Source organism: Kribbella sp. NPDC050470, assembly GCF_044458365.1.
Classification (GTDB): domain Bacteria; phylum Actinomycetota; class Actinomycetes; order Propionibacteriales; family Kribbellaceae; genus Kribbella.
The window spans coordinates 547,020-561,501 of record NZ_JBITHV010000002.1 but is presented as its reverse complement, the minus strand read 5'-3'; the positions used below and the strand labels follow the sequence as shown (position 1 = coordinate 561,501).

At 69.5% G+C, this 14,482-nt stretch carries 18 protein-coding genes; 3 read left to right on the top strand and 15 right to left on the bottom strand.

Going from position 1 to position 14,482, the window contains the following annotated elements:
* Positions 1-7: 7 nt before the first annotated feature.
* Positions 8-724, top strand: coding sequence for a TetR/AcrR family transcriptional regulator (locus tag ACIBGM_RS07310; protein ID WP_396384784.1), 717 nt, complete (start codon positions 8-10; stop codon positions 722-724).
* Here the strand turns inward: ACIBGM_RS07310 and ACIBGM_RS07305 are convergent.
* The 8 genes from ACIBGM_RS07305 to ACIBGM_RS07270 all read right to left on the bottom strand — a co-directional run bounded on the left by ACIBGM_RS07305 (position 715) and on the right by ACIBGM_RS07270 (position 7,179).
* A complete protein-coding gene (locus ACIBGM_RS07305; protein ID WP_396384783.1) occupies positions 715-1,938 on the bottom strand; it encodes an alpha/beta hydrolase in 1,224 nt (407 codons plus the stop codon). The genes ACIBGM_RS07310 and ACIBGM_RS07305 overlap by 10 nt on opposite strands.
* The gene (locus tag ACIBGM_RS07300) at positions 1,935-2,180 is read right to left on the bottom strand and encodes a hypothetical protein (RefSeq protein ID WP_360535967.1); all 246 of its coding nucleotides are present in this window, start codon (positions 2,178-2,180) and stop codon (positions 1,935-1,937) included. The genes ACIBGM_RS07305 and ACIBGM_RS07300 overlap by 4 nt, the downstream gene beginning before the upstream one ends.
* Positions 2,177-2,803: a VOC family protein gene (locus ACIBGM_RS07295; protein WP_396384782.1), complete on the bottom strand. Its 627-nt coding sequence runs from the start codon at positions 2,801-2,803 to the stop codon at positions 2,177-2,179. The genes ACIBGM_RS07300 and ACIBGM_RS07295 overlap by 4 nt, the downstream gene beginning before the upstream one ends.
* Entirely contained in the window at positions 2,800-3,552 is a 753-nt protein-coding gene (locus tag ACIBGM_RS07290) for a maleate cis-trans isomerase (protein WP_396384781.1), read from the bottom strand. The genes ACIBGM_RS07295 and ACIBGM_RS07290 overlap by 4 nt, the downstream gene beginning before the upstream one ends.
* Positions 3,553-3,614: 62 nt before the next feature.
* Positions 3,615-4,331 carry an anti-sigma factor domain-containing protein gene (locus ACIBGM_RS07285; RefSeq protein WP_396384780.1) on the bottom strand — a complete coding sequence of 239 codons (717 nt, stop codon included), beginning with the start codon at positions 4,329-4,331 and terminating at the stop codon, positions 3,615-3,617.
* Positions 4,328-4,939 carry an ECF RNA polymerase sigma factor SigK gene (gene sigK, locus ACIBGM_RS07280; protein ID WP_396384779.1) on the bottom strand — a complete coding sequence of 204 codons (612 nt, stop codon included), beginning with the start codon at positions 4,937-4,939 and terminating at the stop codon, positions 4,328-4,330. The genes ACIBGM_RS07285 and sigK overlap by 4 nt, the downstream gene beginning before the upstream one ends.
* 2 nt (positions 4,940-4,941) lie before the next feature.
* Entirely contained in the window at positions 4,942-5,586 is a 645-nt protein-coding gene (locus tag ACIBGM_RS07275) for a fasciclin domain-containing protein (protein WP_360535957.1), read from the bottom strand.
* Positions 5,587-5,652: 66 nt separating this feature from the next.
* Positions 5,653-7,179: a molybdopterin-dependent oxidoreductase gene (locus ACIBGM_RS07270; protein ID WP_396384778.1), complete on the bottom strand. Its 1,527-nt coding sequence runs from the start codon at positions 7,177-7,179 to the stop codon at positions 5,653-5,655.
* Between the two features lie 124 nt (positions 7,180-7,303).
* On the opposite strand from ACIBGM_RS07270, the gene ACIBGM_RS07265 reads away from it, so the two are divergent.
* Together ACIBGM_RS07265 and ACIBGM_RS07260 are read left to right on the top strand one after the other, a co-directional pair.
* Positions 7,304-7,645 (top strand): SLC13 family permease, encoded by a 342-nt coding sequence (locus tag ACIBGM_RS07265; RefSeq protein WP_396384777.1) that lies wholly within the window; start codon positions 7,304-7,306, stop codon positions 7,643-7,645.
* Complete coding sequence (locus ACIBGM_RS07260; RefSeq protein ID WP_396384776.1) at positions 7,645-7,902, top strand: response regulator transcription factor; 258 nt, start codon at positions 7,645-7,647, stop codon at positions 7,900-7,902. The genes ACIBGM_RS07265 and ACIBGM_RS07260 overlap by 1 nt, the downstream gene beginning before the upstream one ends.
* A 42-nt stretch (positions 7,903-7,944) precedes the next feature.
* On the opposite strand, the gene ACIBGM_RS07255 is transcribed toward ACIBGM_RS07260, so the two are convergent.
* From ACIBGM_RS07255 to ACIBGM_RS07225, 7 genes are read right to left on the bottom strand one after another with little or no spacing between them, the layout of a single operon-like run.
* Positions 7,945-8,370, bottom strand: coding sequence for a PaaI family thioesterase (locus ACIBGM_RS07255; protein WP_396384775.1), 426 nt, complete (start codon positions 8,368-8,370; stop codon positions 7,945-7,947).
* Between the two features lie 15 nt (positions 8,371-8,385).
* Positions 8,386-9,252, bottom strand: coding sequence for a sugar phosphate isomerase/epimerase family protein (locus tag ACIBGM_RS07250; protein ID WP_396384774.1), 867 nt, complete (start codon positions 9,250-9,252; stop codon positions 8,386-8,388).
* Complete coding sequence (locus tag ACIBGM_RS07245; protein WP_396384773.1) at positions 9,249-10,247, bottom strand: sugar phosphate isomerase/epimerase family protein; 999 nt, start codon at positions 10,245-10,247, stop codon at positions 9,249-9,251. Before ACIBGM_RS07245 ends, ACIBGM_RS07250 begins: the two co-directional genes overlap by 4 nt.
* Before the next feature lie 15 nt (positions 10,248-10,262).
* A complete protein-coding gene (locus tag ACIBGM_RS07240; protein WP_396384772.1) occupies positions 10,263-11,429 on the bottom strand; it encodes a Gfo/Idh/MocA family protein in 1,167 nt (388 codons plus the stop codon).
* Positions 11,426-12,238, bottom strand: coding sequence for an ATP-binding cassette domain-containing protein (locus ACIBGM_RS07235; RefSeq protein ID WP_396384771.1), 813 nt, complete (start codon positions 12,236-12,238; stop codon positions 11,426-11,428). Before ACIBGM_RS07235 ends, ACIBGM_RS07240 begins: the two co-directional genes overlap by 4 nt.
* A gap of 2 nt (positions 12,239-12,240) precedes the next feature.
* Complete coding sequence (locus ACIBGM_RS07230; RefSeq protein ID WP_360529643.1) at positions 12,241-13,329, bottom strand: ABC transporter permease; 1,089 nt, start codon at positions 13,327-13,329, stop codon at positions 12,241-12,243.
* A gap of 47 nt (positions 13,330-13,376) precedes the next feature.
* Positions 13,377-14,411, bottom strand: a complete 1,035-nt coding sequence (locus tag ACIBGM_RS07225; RefSeq protein WP_360529891.1) for a sugar ABC transporter substrate-binding protein — start codon at positions 14,409-14,411, stop codon at positions 13,377-13,379.
* Positions 14,412-14,482: the final 71 nt, after the last annotated feature.

The following is a 14,482-nucleotide window of genomic DNA, read 5'->3' as shown; positions in this document are numbered from 1 at the left end:
TCTGCCCATGACGTTAGGCAACGCCGAGGAACGTGGCCGGAGCAGCACTCGTCGCGATCTGGTCGAGAGCCAGATCATCGCCGAGGCGACCAGGCTGTTCGCCGAGCGCGGCTTCTCCGGGACGAGCCTGAAGGACATCGCGGACGCGACCGGGCTGACCCGCCCGGCGCTCTACCACTACGTCAAGAACAAGGACGAGATCCTGGCCAAGCTGGTCAGCGAGCTCGCCGAGGGACCGGCCCGCGCACTGCGGGCCATCCGCCGGCAGAGCGGGCTCGGCGCGGCGCAGAAGCTGCGCGAGATCGCGCACGCCATCGCGCTGCAGCAGGCGAGTGAGCCGGCCAAGTTCCAGCTGCTGATCCGCTCCGAGGCGGACCTGCCCGAGGAGCTCGTCGGGCCGTACAACAAGAGCCGCCGCGACGTCCTCAACGAGATCGTCGCGGTGATCGAGGCCGGGGTCGCCTCCGGGGAGTTCCGGCCGGTCGATCCCCGGATCGCCGCCCTGGCCGTCATCGGCCAGTGCAACTGGGTCGCCTGGTGGCACCATCCCGGCACGCCGGAGGAGAACTCCCGGGTCGCCACTACCATCGCCGACCTCGCCGTCGCGTCGGTGCTCTCCTCCGATGACGCCGACCCCGGAGTGGACCCGCGGACCCGGGCGATCGAACGCCTCAAGCAGGACGTCCAGCACCTCGAGAAGATCCTGAGCACCGATCAGCGGTGATCGCGGAGCCAGCTCTCGATCGTGGCTGCGGCCAGGGAAGTGCCGGTGGGCGCGCCCTTCGTGATCGGCCCGCCGAAGTGGGTGCCGGGCACGGACTGCACGGTCAGGTCTGAGGCGCCCAGCGCACTGCTCATCGCCGTGATGTCGATCGGGTACGACGCCTGGTCGCCGGTGAACTCCAGGAGCAGCGTTGGCACGGTGACGCCCGGCGCGCAGTCGAGCAACGTGGCGTTGGTGGACAGGGCGGACCACGTGGACAGCCAGGCCTCGGCCGTCGACAGGCGAGCGAAACCGACGAGGCCGTAGTTGGTCAGATCGGGTCTGCGGCCGAACAAGGAACCGTAGGGACGATCGTTCGGATCCAGCGAGAGGTCGACGTTGCGCAGGTCGGCATCCGTACGGAAGACGGTCAGCACACGGGGTGCGAGTGCTCGGCGGCGATCGGCCGCGTCACCGCCGGACTCGAAGGTGCGCTTGGCCTGCTGGGCATCCGACACGTAGGCACGAGCTTTGGCGTCGAGACGTCGTACGCGCTCCTCCTGGGCGGCGCGGTAGCGGGTGATGAACTCGTCGTCGTACCTGCTCGACTCCGGCGCCGGGCGGAATCCGTTGGCGGGGTTGAACGGGTCGAGCTCCGGGTCCACCGAGAGCGGGTCGGACTCGTCGGCCACGGACGGGTCGATGAGTCGTTGCAGGAGGGCCCCTTGGCCGGGATGTGGGGCCAGGAAGATGCAGCCGTCCGGCAGCGGCATCGCGGTGTCGGCCAAGGGGACCGGTCGGCCGGAGGGCGTCGTGGGCAGGCGTTCTTCAGGAGCCAGGGATGCCTGCTGGCAGTAGAAGGCGGCCAGGGTGCCGCCGCCGGAGTGGCCCAGCGAGTAGACGTCGAGGCCTTGCTCACGCAGGAAGGCGTGACCGGCGGCGAAGTCGATGATGGCCTGTTCGTGCAGCAGGTTGAGGTCGTTGTTCGGGGAGCGGGTGCCTTGGGTCCAGACGCCGTACCCGATCGTCAGCAGGTAAGGGACCAGCGGGTGATGGGTGACGTCCTGGCGGGGGTGCATGATCGTGACGACCGCGGTCGCGCCGCGCGGTATCCGCAGGACGCCGGTGACCTTGGCGCCGTCGCTGGTGCCGAGCTCGTGCACGCTCGTCGCGACGCCCGTCGGCGCGTCGATGGTGGTCGCGTAGCGGCCGGAGCCGAGCCGGGTTGCCGTCATCGCGGATCCACTCGCAGCGCGTCCTTGTCCCACTGGACGATCCGGCCGCCGGCCAGCCCGGCGACACAGCTGTACCAGACGGCGTGCCGGCAGCCGGTGGCCCGGCGGTCGATGACGATCGGGCCGTCGTACTCGATGACGAAGTACGGGCCGAGCTTGTCCACCTGGACGCCGTCGGACTGCGCCGCGACCTTGGCGACGGACGTGTTCTCCGGTACGTCGAGGACGAACAGCCGGCTCATACCGGCACCTCCCAGGAGGGGGCGCGTTCCACGATCAGCTCGGCCTTGCGGGTCAGCAGGTCGTCCATCGTGTGCCCCTCGCGCTGCGCGATGTCCACCAGCGCGTCGATGGTGAGGTTGGCGTCCAAGTCCTCCTGGGGCGTGACCGGTCGCAGCGCGCGGGTGACCTCGACCATGTAGCCGTTCGGGTCGTGGGTGTAGATCGACTCGATCGTCTCGTGCTGGATCTGCATCTCGACCGGCCACTCGCTCTCGTCGAGCCGGCGACGGTACTCCAGCAGGGCGTCCTCTGAGTCGACATGGATCGCCAGGTGCCGCGACCGGACGAACCACTCCGGCGTGCTGTCGTCGAACCGCGCGTACACGTCGCCCTTGCCGGCCGGCGCCGGCCGCGGGTGCCCGAAGTAGTAGAAGAACGCGATCCGGTCGTCGTTGCCGACGTCGAAGAAGAAGTGGATGAAGTCCGGGTGGTCGTCCGGGCCCCAGCCGGCCGCGCAGATCGAGTGCACGACCGGGAAGCCGAGGACGTCGCGGTAGAAGCGGACCGTCCCGACCGGGTCGAAGGTGGGGAAGGCGGCGTGGTCGACGCCGCGAGCCAGGTGCCGTCCGGCGAGCTCGTTCATCGGGAAAGTCCTCCTTCGCGGCGAAGCAGTGCGCCTGCTCCGGGGATGTCGAGTGGCAGTCCGGCGGCCCTGAGGATGCTGTAGGCGCCGGCCGTCGCGGCCGAGAGCACCGGAAGCCCGAACTCCTGCTCAGCCGAGTCGACCAGCGGCAACGACGGCATCTGCACGCAGGCCGAGATGACCAGCGCGTCGGCCCGGCTCAGCTCCAACGAGCGGGCGGCCGCCATCACCTGGTCACCCGGGATGCAGCCGACCGCACGGTTGTCCTCGACCTCCAGCGCCCGCCAGTCCACCACCTCGAAACCCTCGGCCTCGAGGTAGCCGACCACCTGCTCGGCGAGCGGCTTCAGGTACGGCGTGACCAGCGCGATCCGCCGCGCCGGGACAGCCCGCAGTGCCTCCACCAGCGCCCCGGCACTCGACCTGACCTTGGTCTCGGATCCGCCGGTGGCGAGCTGCTCCGCGATGAGTCCTTCGACGCGCTGATGCTCACCGGGGCCGGCGGACATCAGCGCGACCAGGCACGCGTACAGCAGCACGTCGGGATCCGCGTCGCCGAGCTCCAGCACGCACCGCTCCCGCTGCGCGTTCATCGCGGCGAGCTGCGCGGGTGACACCTTGGCCATCCGCATCCGGCTGCTGTGGAAGGAGAACGTCGCCGCCGGGTGCCGGCCCAGCAGCGCCGGCAGCTCGGTCTCGACGGTGACATTCGAACTGGGCACGACCAGCCCGACCCGCACATGACTCATCGGAATCCTCTCGTCCTGTCCAGGATTCGACGGATCCGACGAAAAGTCAACACCAGCGTCAATTAGGCCATCGGGATCAGGGCTGCGGCGGGAAGGGTCGGTGCGGGGGAGCCGCCGTCGGGTTCGACGGTGAGGCCGAAGGCTGCCTTGCCGGAGGCGCCGTCGACGACTGTGGTGAGATCGCCGGACGCGAGACCGACGGAGTGCGCGGTCCGGTTCGGGTCGATCAGCCACAGCTGCCAGGTCCGGTCGGCGGGGAGTTGCGGAAGATCCCGCAGTACGACGACCGCGGCATCGGCCTGCTCGGACGCGACGATGGTCGCCTGACCGCCGCCGGTGACCGGGCTGTGCAGCGTGCGGGCATCGGGTTCGGCGAGTACCTCGGCCACGCGGTCGTTGGCCTGGATGACCTCCTGCTTGTCGCGGTACTGGTCGATCGCGATCCCACCGGTCGCGGCCACGGCCAGCGCGGCGGCCGCGAGCGCGAGCACGGATCGACGGCTGACCCGGCGGCGGGCGAGCTCGTCGGTTGCGCCGGGCACGAGTGGCGGCAGCTGGCGGATCTCGTCGATCGCAGACATCACGCCGACCTTCAAGGTGGGGGGTGGTGGCGTCGCGACCTGGGTGGCGAGTTTGACGGCTGCCTCGCGCAGCTCGAAGACCTCGGTGGTGCAGTAGGCGCACTCGGCGAGGTGGTCCTCGAAGCGGGCGCGCTCGTCGTCGGGCAACGCGTCGAGGACGTAGGGGCCGGTGAGGGTGTGCACGTCGGGTTCGCTCATGGCGTGACCCCCTTCGTGGTTCCGAGGCAGTCGCGCAGCCGGATCAGGCCGTCCCGCATTCTCGCCTTGATGGTAGGCAACTTCGCGTCGAGACGCTGGGCGACCTCGGGGTAGCTGTAGCCCTCGTAGTAGGCCAGGGCGATCGACTCGCGCTGCAGATCGGTCAGGTTGTCGAGGCAGCGCCGTACCTGCTCGACCTCGAGCCGGGTGGTGACCGTGTCGGCGACCTGGTCGAAGTCGACCTCCACGGACCGGACGCCGGCGAGCTCGGTCCGGTCCGCGGCGGCCTGCTCGGAGCGGACCCGGTCGACGGCCCGGCGGTGCGCGATGGTGAGGATCCAGGAGCGCGCCGAGCCGCGGCCGGCGTCGTACCGGGTCGCGGTGCGCCAGACGTCGAGCATGACCTCCTGGGTCACCTCCTCCGACTGCGCCGGGTTGCGCAGGATCCGCCGGACCAGGCCGAAGACCGACGGCGCGACCCGGTCGTACAGCGTGCTGAACGCCGCCTTGTCGCCGCGGCCGGTCCGGACCAGCAGGTCGCCGTCGCTGACCTCGCCCGGGCGGGTGCTGGACCCGCCCGGCCAGGGCAGTGGGATCGGTTCGGGCATGATCACGCAGCCGGCGGCATCAGGACCGAGTCGATCAGGTAGACGGTGGCGTTCGCGGTCTTCACGCCGCCGCAGATGACGTTGGCGCCGTTGACCTTGAGGTTGTCGCCGGAGCCGGTGATGGTGACCTCCTGCTTCTCCACAGTCACATGCTTGCCTACGACGGCCGCGGGGTCGAGCTGTCCGGGCACCACGTGGTAGGTCAGGATCTTGGTCAGCAGGGCGTCGTTGGTCTTGAGCGTGTTCACGGTGGCCGCGGGAATCTTCGCGAAGGCCGTGTCGACCGGCGCGAAGACGGTGAACTCGCCGCCGTTCAGGGTGGAGACCAGGTCGACCTTCGGGTTCAGCTTGCCGGACACGGCCGAGACCAGGGTGGTCAGCAGCGGGTTGCCGGAGGCGGCGGTGGCCAGCGGCGCGGCCGCCATACCGTCGATCGAGCCGGCGCCGCTCGGGTTGGCCTTCGCGTAGTCGGCGCAGCCCGGGCCGACGAGGCCCGCCGCGCCGCTCATCGACGGCGTCGTGCTCGGCGCCGAGCTCGGAGTCTGGGCCGGCGCGCTCCCGGCTCCGGAGTCGTCGTCGCTGCCGCAGGCGGTCGTCGCGAACGCGAGGGCCAGGGCGGACAGGGCGATACCGATGTGCTTACGCATGAGGGTTCTCTCTCTCGAAGGGGTTGCCGTTGTGGGTACTTCGGAGCGGCCGGCCCGGCGGATGGGTCACTCGACCATCACGACCGTGTTGTGCAGGCCGCTCGAGCCGTTCGGGCGCGGCGGAGTGCGCTGATCGGTCTGGGTGGTGCCGTCGGCGTCGGTCGCGCGGACGGTGAGCTTGTGGTTGCCAGGCGTCGCGGTCCAGCGGAAGGTCCAGTGCCGCCAGGTGTCGACGGTGTCCTCGGCGGCCAGCTCCGCCTCCTGCCAGGGCCCGTCGTCGACCTGCACCTCGACCTTCCGGATGCCGCGATGCTGGGCCCAGGCGACACCCGCGGCGACTGCGGGGCCGGGCTTGATGCTGGCGAAACCCTTGGGTACGTCGATCCGCGCCGCCGTCTTGATCGGCGCCTCGACCGCCCAGCCGCGGTCGGTCCAGTACGCGCTGAAGTCCTGGAACCGGGTCACCTCGACGTCGACGACCCACTTCGTCGCCGACACGTAGCCGTACAGCCCGGGCACCACCATCCGGACCGGGAAGCCGTGCTCGAACGGCAGCGGCTCGCCGTTCATCGCGACCGCGAACAGCGCGTCCCGTCCGTCGGTGAGCGCGGCGAGCGGGGTGCCGATCGTGAGTCCGTCGATGCTGGTCGACTTCACCGCGTCCGCGCCGTTCCGTACGCCGGCCTCCGCGAGGATGTCGGCGATCGGGACACCGATCCAGCGGGCGTTGCCGACGTACGGGCCGCCGACCTCGTTCGACACGCAGGTCAGGGTGACGTCTCGCTCGACCAGCCGCCGGTCCAGCAGGTCCCGGAACGACAGCCGGAGCTCCTTGTCGACCATGCCGTGAACGCGCAACTCCCACTGGTCAGGGTCGATCCGGGGGACCTGGAGCAGGGTGTCGACGCGGTAGAACTTGTTGTTCGGCGTGACGAAACTGCTGACTCCGGGTACGTCGGCCTGCACACCAGCTGGGAGTGGTCGCGCGGGATCCGCCGGTCGGGGGATGCGCACCTTGGTGCGTGCGCTCTCGCTGGTTCCGAAGGACACGACTCGGGTGGTCGCGAAGGAGCCGGCGCCGACCACGGCCAGGGCGGAGACGGTCAGCAGGAACTGCCGGCGGTCGAACCCGGCCGGCTGTTCCGCGCGAGGTCGCGGTCTGCGGACGACGAGGGCCATCGCGACGACCGCGACGACGAGCGTGACGATTGCGGGGAGCAACCGTTCGGCGACCCCCGTAGCCGCCGAACGGCTGAACCCGGCAAACCCCACCCCAACCAGGCCGAGCAAGAACGCAATCCCGACCGCAACCCGCGGCCGACGGCGTCCGAGCACGCTGGCGGTTGCGGCCGCGGCCGCGAGGACCACGCCGATGCCGAGCCGTAGGAGCGGGCGGTCGGCTGTGCCCAGTTCCCGGACGGCGAAGTCCTTCAGCGGTCCCGGTGCCCAGTCGATCACCTGGACTCCGACGGCGTCGACCGGCCAGGGGCCACCGGTGATCGCCGCCACCAGGTAGCCGACGGCCAACGCCGTACCGGCTGCGATGACACCGCCGGCGGCCGCCGCTGCGTGCTGACTCCACCTCTCGCGCATGGCAGTTCTTCGGAGCCCGCGCCCGAACAGATGGGTGATGGACCCCATGGAACGGGCGAACGCGCGCCGAAAGGATGAAGGCACAGATCGAGCCGCCCCGAGCCGGCGCGCCAGGGAGGTCCTTGTGAGCGGTGTCGAAGCGGTCAGCCGGACCGGACAGGACGGTGTGATGCGTGCACGGGATATCGCGGTCAGCTTGCCCACCGTCACCGTACGCGACCCGCCGGGCACCGAGGTGTTCTACTCCGAGCACGAGGGGATCGACTGGAACGTCATCTTCCTGCTGCTCGGGATGATGATCGTGATCGGCATCATCAAGCAGACCGGGGTGTTCGACTACCTCGGTATCTGGGCGGCCAAGCGGTCCCGGGGTGAGCCGTACCGGCTGATGGTGATGCTGATGGCGATCTCGTCGACGCTTGCCGCGCGGCCGGGCGGGGCGAGTCGTTCCTCTACCCGGGCGTGATGAGCACGCTGGTGCGGGACTACCTCGACCGGGTCCGGCGGGGCGAGCGCGTGCCCGGGCAGGTCCTCACGGCGCCCGAGGACGAGGTGGTGAAGCTGATCGCCGAAGGGCATTCCAGCAAGGAGATCGCGGCCGCGCTGACCATCAGCCCGAAGACGGTCGAACGGCACCGGGCGAACATCCTGCAGAAGCTCGGGATGCGCGACCGCACTGAGCTGACCCGCTACGCCATCCGGGCCGGCCTGATCGAACCCTGACCCTTCCGGCCGGGGGAAGCAGGCGGTCTGCGGCGGTCCGAGCTAGCGTTCTGGGCGTTTGTCGATGCGGATGAGGGTTTGCTGGCCGGTCGCGATCAGGGACCGCTCGGTGCTTTGGACGGCGAAGACTTCGAGGCGGCAGACGGTGAGGGTGCGGCCTGATTTGAGGACGGTGCCGATGGCCTCGAGGTGGTTGCCTTCGGCAGGGGCCAGGAGGTTGATCTTGTACTCGACGGTGAGGACGGAGCTGCCTTCGGGAAACAGGGTGTAGGCGGCGTAGCCACCAGCGCTGTCGGCGATCGCGCTGGTGGCTCCGGCGTGGAAGTAGCCGTGTTGCTGGGTCACCTCGGGACGGCTGGGAAGGATGATGTGCACCCGGCCGGGCGCGATCTCCGAGAGTTGGGCGCCGAGGTGGTGCATCAGTCCCTGGCGCTCGAAACTGTCCCTGACCCGCGCCTCCAGCTCCATGTCACGGGACTGTACTCACCATTGGCTCACGTACTTGCCGATGGTCTCGCGCATGAACGTCGCCGAGTCGCGGGCGCGGTCCTCCCAGGCGAACACGCACGAGGTCATGATCGTGTCGTCGCGGTCGCCGAAGCCGAGCCGGCCGAGGGTGGTGAAGAAGGTGTCCCAGTCGACCTCGCCCTGGCCGATGTCGAGGTGCTGGTGGACGCGGGCGGTCGAGCCGGGTGGGTTGACGATGTAGCGCAGTCCGGACGACGCGGTGTGGTCGAACGAGTCCGCCAGATGCAGGTGCGTCAGCAGTGGGCCGGCGTAGGTCAGGATCTCGACCATGTTGCCGCCCATGTGGAAGGTGTGCGGGGCGCAGTACAGGAAGCTGACCAGCGGTGAGTTGATGCCGCGGATCATGTCGATGGCGACCAGGCCGTCCTCGACGAAGTCGTCCGGGTGCGGCTCCAGCCTGAGCTCGACTCCCTCGCGTTCGAAGACCGGGAGGAGTTCTTCGAGTGACTTCCAGAACATGCCTTCGCTGCGACTCGCCTGTTCGGGGCGGCCGTTGAACTCCGAGTTCATCACCCGGCAGTCCAGGTCGACGGTCAGCTGGATCGCCCGCTGCCAGTACCGGACGGCGGCCTGGCGCTCGTCCTCGTCCGGGCCGGACCACCTGTAGAGCGGCAAGTGGCAGGCGACCTGGACGCCGGCCGCGTCGAGGGCCTTCTTGAACGCGCTGACGGTTGCGTCGTTGGCGCGTGGGTGCAGGAAGAACGGGGTGAAGTCGTCCCGCGGGGACAGCTCGATGTACTCGTAGCCCAGGTCGGCGACGAGACCGGGCAGCTCGAGCAACGGCGTCGTACGGAACATGTACGGGTCGAGGGCAACCTTCATTCGAGCACCCCGGCCTTCTCGGCGGCGGCGATCAGGTTGTCGGCGGCGAACTTCAGGCCCTCGATCTGGCCGAACGACGCGTCCTCGTGCTCGATGTTCACCGGCAGGTCCGGATCGACCTTGTGCAGCGCGGTCAGGAAGCGCGCCCAGAAGTCCACGTCGTGCCCGCGCCCCACGGCGACGAACGACCAGCCGGGAACGGCCGGCCACCGCGTCACGGTGTACCGCCCGCCGAGCCCGAGCGGCTGCTCCGAAGCCGGGATCCACTCGAACCGGTCGTCCAGGACCCCGTTGATCGCAGCCGTCTCGTGGATGAGCGTGTCCTTGGCAGCCGCGAAGAACACCAGGTCGCCCAGGTCCTCGATCGCCCGGACCGGGTCGATGTGCTGCCAGAACAGGTGGCTCGGATCCAGCTCCGCGCCGAGGTGGGTCGCGTTGGTCCGCTCGACCAGCCGCTTCAACGTGGCCGGGTTGAAGACCAGGTTGTGCGGGTGCATCTCGATCGCAACGCGTACGTCGTACTGCGCGGCCAGGGCCTCGATCTCCGTCCAGAACGGTACGGCGACCTCGTCCCACTGGTAGTCGAGGGACTCTTTGTAGACGCTGTCCCAGGGAATGACCGTCCACGACGGCCGGGTCCCGCCGGCCTCGGCGGCGGGCAGCCCGGACATGGTGATGACGGTCTTGATCCCGAGCAGGCCGGCCAGCTTGACGGACCGCTCGAGGTCGGCGCCGTGCGTGATCTCGGGATCGGGGTGCAGCGGGTTGCCGTTGCAGTTCAGCGCGGTGAGTTCGATGCCGTACCTGTCGAAGGTCGCCAGGTACTCCTTGCGCGCGTCCGCACTCTCGAGGAGTTCCTCGACCGGGAGGTGCGGGGTGCCGATGAAACCGCCGGCGTTGACCTCGACGCTGGTCAGGCCGAGGTCGCGCAGGATCGCCAGCGCCTCGTCGAGGGGCTTGTCGTGCAGGCAGGCGGTGTAGGCGCCGAGCTTCATAGCGGGTGGTTCCTTTCAGCTGAGGGAGACGGCCTGGCCGTTGTTGAGCGCGGACTGGGTGACCGCGGCGAGGATCTCGAGGTTGTGCAGGCCGTGGGCCAGCGACGGCACCGGCGCGAGTTTGCCGAGGCCGGCGACCTGGTCCAGGAAGGCTCTGGCCTGCCAGGTGAACAGGTCGTTCTGGCCGTGGCCGACCGACGGGAAGTCCATCGGGATGCCCTTGTCGATCCCAGGGTGCTGCGGACCGATCAGCACAGTGCGGAAGCCGTTGGTCTTCGCGTCCGGACCGTGGTCGGCGAAGGTGAACTCGCCGGGCCGGTTCAGGTCGAAGGCCGCGGCGCCGTCGGCGGTGAAGATCTCGAAGCCGAGCCCGTTCGGCAGGCCGTGCGAGATCCGGCTGATCGAGAACGTGCCGACGGCGCCGTTGGCGAAGCCGGCCGTGAAGGTGGCGATGTCCTCGTTCTCGACCGGCTCCAACTGCTCGCTCACTGCACCGGCCGCATGCCCGACCGTCGCGCCCAACGGCACCGGCCGCTCGCTCGTGAACGTCCGGAACACGGCGCCGCTGACCGACGCGATCGGTCCGCACAGGTACTCCCCGAGATCGACGAGGTGACTGCCGATATCCGCCAGCGCCCCGCTGCCAGGCCCGCCCTGGTAGCGCCAGCTCATCGGGTTGCCCGGGTTCTGCGCGTAGTCGCACCAGTAGTGGCCGTTGAAGTGCCGCACCGGCCCGATCGCCGCGAGCTGCTCACGGATCGCGTTGATTCCCGGCGTACGACGGAACGAGAAGCCGACCCCGGACTGTGTGCCGGCCGCCTCCGCCGCGGCGACCATTGCCTTCGCATCCTCGACCGAGGGTGCGAGCGGCTTCTCGCACAGCACATGTTTGCCAGCGGCAAGCAATGCCTCGACCACCGGCCGGTGCAGCTCGTTGGCGATGGCAACCGACACCACGTCGACGTCCGGCGCCTCGGCGATCGCCTGCCAGGACGTCTCAGCGCGCTCGTACCTGAACCGCCGGGCGCCGTCGACTGCGAACGGTTCGTACGCGTCCGCGATCGCGACCAGCCGGATCTCCGGCAGGTCCAGGTCGTAGAGCTGGGACGCGGCGCGGTAGCCGGCGGCGTGCGCCCGGCCGACCATGCCCGCGCCGATGACGGCGACGCCAAGAGAGTTCACAGCTGTCCTGCCTTCGCTTCTTCGGTCGTGGTGAATGCCTCGATCTCGGCCTCCAGTTCGGCCATCGCCTCGCCGCCGGCCATCAGGTCGGTGATCTCCTCGCGGGACCGCTCGCCCTTCCGGAAGTCCGCGGCCAGCGCACCCCGGATCAGTACGGCGAAGTGGTCGCCGACCGTCATCGCGTGCGTGACGTGGTGGGTGACCAGCACGACCGCGATGCCCTTCTGGCGCGCCTGCATGATGATCCGCAGCACGTGCGCGGCCTCCTTCACGCCGAGCGCCGCGGTCGGCTCGTCGAGGATCAGCAGCTTGGCGCCGAAGTACACCGCCCGCGCGATCGCCAGCGCCTGCCGCTCACCACCGGACAGTCCGCCGACCAGCCGGTTCCCGTCGGTCACGCGAGTGATCCCGAGACCCTGCATCTCCCGGACGGCGACCCCGCCGGCGTACCTGCGGTCGAACCGGCGGAACGGCCCGCGCCACCTGGTCGGCTCGGCCCCGACGAAGAACGACCGCCCGATCGACATCAGCGGGAATGTGCCGCCGAACTGGTGCACGGTGGCGATCCCGTGCGCACTCGCGTCCCGCGGGCTGCGGAAGACCACGGTGTCGCCGTTCGCCTTGATCAGGCCCGACGTCGGCTGGTGCACTCCGGACAGGATCTTGATCAGCGTCGACTTGCCCGCGCCGTTGTCGCCCAGCAGGCAGAGCACCTCACCAGGGTGCACGCGCAGCGAGATGTCGGTGAGAACGTCGGTCGCACCGAACGACTTGCAGACGTCGGTCAGCTCCAAGAGCGGTTCCGTCATGATCACGCCTCCTTCTCGGCGCGGAGCGCAGTGGGTAGCTTCTTCGTGCGGGGCGCGTGCGCCAGGGCCATGCGCCGGAACGTGTTGTTCATCAGGACGGCGGCGAGGATCAGCACGCCGAGGATCAGCGCGGCCCAGTCGGAGTTCCAGCCGGTGTAGTAGATGCCCTGGCTGACGATCGCGAACGTGAGCGTGCCGAGCACGATCCCGACGACCGAGCCGTAGCCGCCGGTCAGCAGCACGCCGCCGATGACGACCGCGATGATCGAGTTGAAGACGAACGACTGCCCGTTCGCGACCTGCGCGCTGTTGTAGAGCATGGTCTGGATGACGCCGACCACCGCGGCGCCGAACGCCGAGGCGATGAACAGCGTGATCTTCACACCCTGGACCGGGATACCGGTGGCGCGGGCGCTCTCCTTGTCACCGCCGACCGCGAACACCCAGTTGCCGTACGGGCTGACGTGCAGCAGCCAGCCGACCACGAGGATCGCGGCGATCCACCAGAAGATCGCGACCTCGAACTTGCCGCCGACCAGGGTGCCCAGCACCGCCTTGGCCTGCGGACCGGGGTCGATCGCGACACTCGTCGTACCGGTGACGACCCGGGACAGGCCGAGCGTCAGGCCGGAGAGTCCGGACAGGGTCGCGAGCGTGACGATGAAGGACGGGACGTTGGTCCGGGTCACCAGCAGGCCGTTCAGGAAACCGACGGCCAGGCCGAGCGCGAGTGCGGCCACGATGCCGACGATCACCGGGCCACCCCAGTAGCCGGAGACGATCGCCACCGTCATCGAGCTCGCCGCCAGCACCGAGCCGACGGACAGGTCGAGCTCGCCGGCCACCATCAGCAGGCCGACCGGGATGGCGATGATGCCGAGCTCGGCGGCGACGTTGAGCCAGCTCGCGGCGCCGCCGGCGGACAGGAACTGCCCGCCGCCGAAGATCGCGAAGAACACGAAGACGCTGATGGTGCCGATCAGGGCGCCGGTCTCCGGCCGGCGGGCCAGGTCGCCGGCCGACGCTCCCGAGCGGGCGCCGTACCCGGCCTGTGACTTCGCAGGCGACGGGTCGGCCAGTTGGACTGTCATGGGAAATACCACCTTGTGCTTGGTGATCGTGCTTGGTGATCCGAGGGTCAGCGGACGCCGGCTTTGGCGCCGGCGATGGCGGAGTCGACGTTGTCGGCGCTGATGATGGCCGGGCCGGTGAGCAGCGGGCGCTGCGGCAGCTCGAGGCCGTACTTGAGGTAGCCGTTGGCCATCGAGACCGCGAGGTAGCCCTGCAGGTACGGCTGCTGGTCGATCGAGAACAGCTGCTTGCCGGCCTTGATCCGGTTCAGCTGCGACTCGTCCATGTCGAAGGTGCCGAGCTTGACCCGCCGGCCGAGACCGGCCTGGTCGATCCCGCTGGCCGCGCTGTCGGCGTCCTGGGTGCTGATCGTGACGACTCCGTCGATGGTGTCGTCCTTGAGCAGCGCCGCCTTCACGCCCTGGGCGACCGCGGTCGGGTTGCCGAAGTTGGACGACGGCATCGGCAGCTGCTTCGAGCTGCCGCCGCTCGCCTTGACGCCGTCCGCGACACCCTTGCAGCGCGACTCGGTGTTGGCGGCGCCGGGCACGGTGTTGACGCACAGCACGTTCTTGGCGCCCTGCTTGCCGAGGAACTCACCGCCCGCCTTGCCGGCCGCGTACTCGTCGCTGCCGATGTAATTCAGCGCGCCGAGCCGCTCGGCGGCCTCCATGCCGCCGGCGTTGTAGACGATCAGCGGCACCCCCTTGGCGACCACTCGCCGGAAGGCGGCGTCCTCGGCCTCCGGCACCCAGTCGGGGCCGATCACCGCGGTCGCGCCCTGGCTGAGCGCGGAGTCGATCAGCTTGGCCGCGTCCGGGCCGAGGTTGTCGTAGTTCTGCGGGCCGAGGAAGGTGACCGACCCGCCCTGGGCCTGGATCACCTTGCCCGCGTCGTCGACCCCACGCTTCACCTTCGACCAGAACGGGTCGTCGGACTTGCCGCCGATCACGAAGATCGCGGTCTTGCCGCTGTCGGCGGCCGCGTTGGCCGCAGTTCCGGCGTCGGCGGCCGCCGCGTCCGCCGTGGCGCCGGAGGGTTTGCCGCTGTTGCAGCCGCTGGTGAGGAGCAGGGCCGCCAATGCGACCGCGCCGATCCGCATGAGTGACACGAGTCGATCCCTTCCTGGAGTGCTGGGGGTGTGGCGCCAGTCACCAGAGAACCGGCACATTT